This window comes from Cupriavidus necator (genome assembly GCF_013141915.1).
In the GTDB taxonomy this organism is placed as follows: Bacteria; Pseudomonadota; Gammaproteobacteria; order Burkholderiales; family Burkholderiaceae; genus Cupriavidus; species Cupriavidus necator_B.
Genome location: NZ_SROX01000011.1, coordinates 190,258 through 194,696, shown reverse-complemented (window position 1 = coordinate 194,696; position 4,439 = coordinate 190,258). Strand labels below are relative to the sequence as shown.

Here is a 4,439-nt window from a genome sequence, read left to right as displayed (position 1 = left end):
GATTCGGCGTTGCACTGCCGCTCGGATAGAAGGTGCGCTCGATTTCCTCATCCGACAGCGCCACACCCTGCCGGTCAACGGGCGAGCCGTAGCGCGTCGCTTTGATGAACTGCGTGCATTGCGCCTCATCATCGAAGCCATACGTCACATAGGCTTGATTCGGGTGGCTTCGGTCTATGACAACCGGCCCCATCCATTCCTGCCGGTCAGCGCGCGCAGGCTCTGCGGGATGGGTTCCGCTTATCAGGCGGTCAATAATCGGCATGGCTTCGGCCACGATGACGCGCACACCAAAGTGTCGATGCTCCCCTAGCGAGCGCAGGTCTTTCAATGTCGCCATTTCACGCGCCGTCAGCTTCGGCGCATCCGCTGCGGGCTGGGCGGCGAGGCGACGCAGCAGCTTTGCGGCATCCGGGATTCCGTCCCGATCCATCCAGCCAGCGATCATTCGCAGGCTTTCCGCGTCGTGCTCCGTCAGCGCCCCATCCGCTGCGCCCGCCACCATATGGCGCGCATGCTCACGATGGTCTGCGGGAGGGGTGCTGGATGCGAGTTCCGCCGCAGCGTGGCGAGCGTCGCGGTGGCCGATGCGGTAAGCCATACGCACGGCTGCGTCCTGATACTCAGCAGGTTCAACGCAGCGGATGTTCATGATGGCGGAATGCAGGTCCGCCACCGGCGTCTGCTCGCCAGCTTGTGCGAGTGCGCCGTCGAACTTGTCCGCCAGATCGAACAGCAGCCCGCGAGCATCCATCAGGAATTTTCGCTCCGGGCTGCCATACGGGAAATGGCCGCTTCGCTCCAGCTTGTCATGCACGTCCACGGCGGCGCGCGCTACGTGGCGCAGTTTGTCGATGTCGCTCTTCATGTCAGTTTCCAGGGGTGATAGGAGGGCGCGCGATCCGCGCGTAATGTGTCCACGGGCAACCGGCCACGGTGTGATCGCGGGCAGAGCAGTAGCAGCAGATCGTGTTCATCGAATGCTCCAGAGGGGGATTCCAACGATGGCCAGCATGACGACGCCGGCCCAGATGAGGATCAGGTCGTCCATCAGGTGCCTCGCAGTCGTTTGATGATCCGGCGGAGGAGGGAGGGGCGCGCCGGCGTGTGCCAGGTTCCTTCGAGCCCGCAGTCAACGGCCGCAGACCGCGCCAAGTAGGCGATGACAATGCGCTGCCCGTCGCGCTGCGGGGCGCTGCACATGGGATAGGACTCCGCCCTCAAGTGGGCGCAGGTTTCGCATCTTCTGGCCATGCTTAGCTCCAGACTCGGTAAAGCTCAATCACCGCGACGCACACGCTGACGAACAGGGCGAAGTCGCGGAGGCGGCGGCATGCGCGGGATTGGCGCAGGCGGATGTAGGTCGGGTCGTCGGGGTGGATCACGATTGCTGCTCCCGGGCGGCGATCATCGCGTCGGCCAGCTTGTACGCGTGCTGTGCCATGGCATCGCAGTGCTTGTCGATGTGGAACGGTTCGCAGGTTTCCCCGACGCGCGGATTTGCTTCCATCGAGAAAAGACCAACCAGCGCCTTCGCCGCGAAGTAGTCGCGCAGGGTCATGCCTTGATGGGCCAACAGATGCCGATACGGCGGCGTCTGGTCATGTAGTTCTTCGCACGGAAACGCCGGCCCACCGTCCTTGATCTGGTCGCTCATGCCTGCCTCCAATAGAACTCGCTGTAGTCGGGGTCTTGGTGCCAGCTGTAGCGCTGCTGGCAGTGCCGCTCGTACGTCTCGCGCGGGAAGTCGTTGTATTCGCCGACAGGCATCAGCAGGTCGTGGCTGAAGCCGAAGTCGTCGGTCACCTTGGCGAAGGTCACGATTGCTGCTCCTTGGCGCGGACGATGGTTGAATGTGCGCGCGAGATAGCGAACCGGAACTCGGGGCGGTAGTCCAGACTGTCAGTCGCGACCGCGACAAGACTTTCGAGAGCCTGGATAAGCTCCTGCTGTAGGCATTCGTGCGAAGCCTGTCTCTCTACCGCCTGATCTGAGGTCATTGCCGTCTCCTGCGCGTGCGTTATCAAGATGCACACATGTTAGCACACGGGTTAGCAGGCGCAAGAGGTTTCTTGCGCTCGGCGCTTACTTAGAAGAGGCGGCGAACTCGTCCCAAGCGTTCTTTGGCGTGTAACCGGCCTTGGCGTCGTGCTCCGGAATCCACCGCCCGTAATGCTTGACGATCATTTCCGTGTCGACGTGGCCCATTTGCTGGGCGACCCATAGCGGGTTCTCCCCCCTCGACAGAAGGGTGGAGGCGTAAGTGTGGCGAGTCTGGTACGGGTTCCGGTAGCGGACCTCGGCTCGCTTCAGGATGTGCGTCCAGCAGTTGACGCGGATTTGCTTGTCGCCGGACCACGGCTTGCCATTCCACGGGCAGGTAAAGACGCGGCCGTGGCGCATCAGTGCGGACCACTGTTTCTGCGCTTCAAGCGCGGCGCGCGCGCTGGGAAGCATGAGCACGTCCCGCGTTCCGGCGTCGGTCTTGGTCGTCTTCTCTGTCTTGACCACCACAGCCTGGCGCACGTGGATCAGCCCGGCGTCGAAGTCGACGTCCTTCCAGCGCAGGCCGATCAGCTCGGATGTGCGCAGGCCGCTCCAGAATGCGAACTGGAAAAGGTTGCGCGCCGGGCCGTCGCAGGCGGCGAGGATGGCCGTGATCTCGTCCAGGCTGAACGGATCGACCTCGTAGGTTGATTTCCGCTTCGTCTTCGTCAGGATCTTGTCCAGAGCGATCCTGTCGAGCGGGTTCTGCTCGATCAGGTCTTCGTTGAGCGCGTCCTGAAAGATGCTGCGCAGCGGCGAGATATTGTTGCGCGCGGTCTTGGCGGTCACGTCCATGGAGGCGATCCACGAACGCAGCGCTGCTGGCTTCGCCTCGGTCAGGAGCGTGTTACCCCATTTCGGCTTGAGGATGTTGTCGACGATCTTCCGGTACCCGTTCAGCGTGCTGGGCGACATGGCGCCGCGCTGAACGGATAGGGTCGCGTCTTTCATGAAGTCGTCCAGGCGTTCGCCGATGGTCGCCTTCTTGGCTGGCGCGGTCTCGAGCTTGGCCCGCTTACTCTCCGGGAAGTAGTCGGCATAGATGAAGGTGCCCCGGCCAATGGCGTTCAGGATCTCTCCGCGCAGGCGTTCGGCGTACCGAATGTTGGCCGGGGTAGCGTCAAGCTTCAGGGTCTCACGGCACTCACGGCCCTGGTATTGGAAGCGGATGCGGATGGTCGCACCGCGCGCGCCGTCCCGGACTTCGATGCCTTCTCGCTTGGTGAGCTTGTCTGCACCCATTGATCTACTGCCTCAGTGTTGATCCAAATGCGGCCGTCGCCGGCCGTCTTCCATTCCCGTCCTTCCGCCCAGATGCCGTTGCGGCGCTTGTGCATGACGGTGTCGCGGGTCTCGCCGGACATTTCGAGGTACTTCTCGAGCCGGACCCAGATCATGCGGCGGCCCTCCCGATCCAGGCGGCGGCTGGATCGCAGTGCGGCACCCAAGTTGCGGCCCATCTGGCGTGCTCGGCGGCAATTTCTTGCTTGGCGAGCGCCTCGACGCTCGCGCCGCGCGGCTCCGGATTTGATCGCAGCATCTTCTGCGCTGGCTTTGGGGCGTCTGGCAGGGAGCCGATCACGAAGACCGGGCACAGGTGCGTGTTGTTTGGCTTCCAGCGAGCGATGTAGATTCGCTTGCGCCCCTCCACGCGCAGATGACCGAGCAGGCGCCTTGCTACCTTTTCCGTCAGGTCTAACTTCTTGATCAATTCCATCTGCGTCATCCCGTCATCGCGGGCCGCCGTGATGGCGCGAAGGATGCGTCGCTCAATCCGAGCCGCCTCAGCCCCAACGGCGCGCTTTCTGGTCGTGGTCGATTCTTTAGCCATGGTATCTCCTGCTTTGTCTTCTCCTGGGGTGCATGGTCACTCCTCGGATTTCATTGCTTCTTCCACAGCGCTGCGGATCGCCAGACGGACTGCTTGGCCGCCGTTCTTGGCGCCCATCTCGTAGCAGCGGTCGTCGGCAAGCCCGCGGCACTCGTCCGGCATCAGCGCGATGTGGGCCGGCTCGGAAAGGGCGGCGAGGATGCGGTCCCGCTCCGCCTGGCGGTCGGCCACCAGCTTTGTGATGACCTCCGCCAGTTGGCCGGTCGCAGCAGAGAGCGCCGCAGCCACGTCGGCGCGCACATACTCGACCGCCCCCGGCGCAGGGCTGAGACGGACGCCGTCCGCGGTCAAATAGACTCGCTCTGCCGGCGCGTTCTCATCCGGCGGCGTCGCCTCAATCGCCTGATTCAGGCAATGTGCTATCCACCGTGCCGCTTCTACCTTCCGTTCCAGCGTCTCGAACTCGCCCTGCACGGTCAGCTTGACGTCCGGCAACAGGCGGGCGTGCACGACATTGCCGTGCTCGTCCGGTAGCCAGTGGCCGGTCGCCAGGCTTTCCATG

The 4,439-nt window shown here is 63.4% G+C and carries 7 protein-coding genes and 1 pseudogene; all 8 read right to left on the bottom strand.

The window, feature by feature from the left end; all coding sequences use genetic code 11:
• Positions 1-868 (bottom strand): annotated as a pseudogene (locus E5S69_RS20645) (hypothetical protein); the annotation flags it as partial.
• A gap of 388 nt (positions 869-1,256) precedes the next feature.
• Positions 1,257-1,385, bottom strand: coding sequence for a hypothetical protein (locus tag E5S69_RS32660; RefSeq protein ID WP_272871730.1), 129 nt, complete (start codon positions 1,383-1,385; stop codon positions 1,257-1,259).
• Positions 1,382-1,657 carry a hypothetical protein gene (locus E5S69_RS20640; protein WP_171516480.1) on the bottom strand — a complete coding sequence of 92 codons (276 nt, stop codon included), beginning with the start codon at positions 1,655-1,657 and terminating at the stop codon, positions 1,382-1,384. Before E5S69_RS20640 ends, E5S69_RS32660 begins: the two co-directional genes overlap by 4 nt.
• Positions 1,654-1,821 (bottom strand): hypothetical protein, encoded by a 168-nt coding sequence (locus E5S69_RS20635; protein ID WP_171516479.1) that lies wholly within the window; start codon positions 1,819-1,821, stop codon positions 1,654-1,656. Before E5S69_RS20635 ends, E5S69_RS20640 begins: the two co-directional genes overlap by 4 nt.
• Positions 1,818-2,000, bottom strand: coding sequence for a hypothetical protein (locus tag E5S69_RS20630; RefSeq protein ID WP_171516478.1), 183 nt, complete (start codon positions 1,998-2,000; stop codon positions 1,818-1,820). Before E5S69_RS20630 ends, E5S69_RS20635 begins: the two co-directional genes overlap by 4 nt.
• Before the next feature lie 85 nt (positions 2,001-2,085).
• Positions 2,086-3,288, bottom strand: coding sequence for a site-specific integrase (locus tag E5S69_RS20625; protein WP_171516477.1), 1,203 nt, complete (start codon positions 3,286-3,288; stop codon positions 2,086-2,088).
• 151 nt (positions 3,289-3,439) lie between these two features.
• On the bottom strand, positions 3,440-3,877 hold the full coding sequence (locus E5S69_RS20620; RefSeq protein WP_171516476.1) for a hypothetical protein: 438 nt from the start codon (positions 3,875-3,877) through the stop codon (positions 3,440-3,442).
• A 36-nt stretch (positions 3,878-3,913) separates the two neighbouring features.
• Positions 3,914-4,438 carry a hypothetical protein gene (locus E5S69_RS20615; protein WP_171516475.1) on the bottom strand — a complete coding sequence of 175 codons (525 nt, stop codon included), beginning with the start codon at positions 4,436-4,438 and terminating at the stop codon, positions 3,914-3,916.
• Between the last annotated feature and the right edge of the window lies 1 nt (position 4,439).

Excerpts from the sequence above, each read along its gene's own strand:
- E5S69_RS20640 (WP_171516480.1), bottom strand. The coding sequence starts at position 1,657 with ATGAGCGACCAGATCAAGGACGGTGGGCCGGCGTTTCCGTGCGAAGAA.
- E5S69_RS20630 (WP_171516478.1), bottom strand. The coding sequence starts at position 2,000 with ATGACCTCAGATCAGGCGGTAGAGAGACAGGCTTCGCACGAATGCCTA.
- E5S69_RS20625 (WP_171516477.1), bottom strand. The coding sequence starts at position 3,288 with ATGGGTGCAGACAAGCTCACCAAGCGAGAAGGCATCGAAGTCCGGGAC.
- E5S69_RS20620 (WP_171516476.1), bottom strand. The coding sequence starts at position 3,877 with ATGGCTAAAGAATCGACCACGACCAGAAAGCGCGCCGTTGGGGCTGAG.
- E5S69_RS20615 (WP_171516475.1), bottom strand. The coding sequence starts at position 4,438 with ATGGAAAGCCTGGCGACCGGCCACTGGCTACCGGACGAGCACGGCAAT.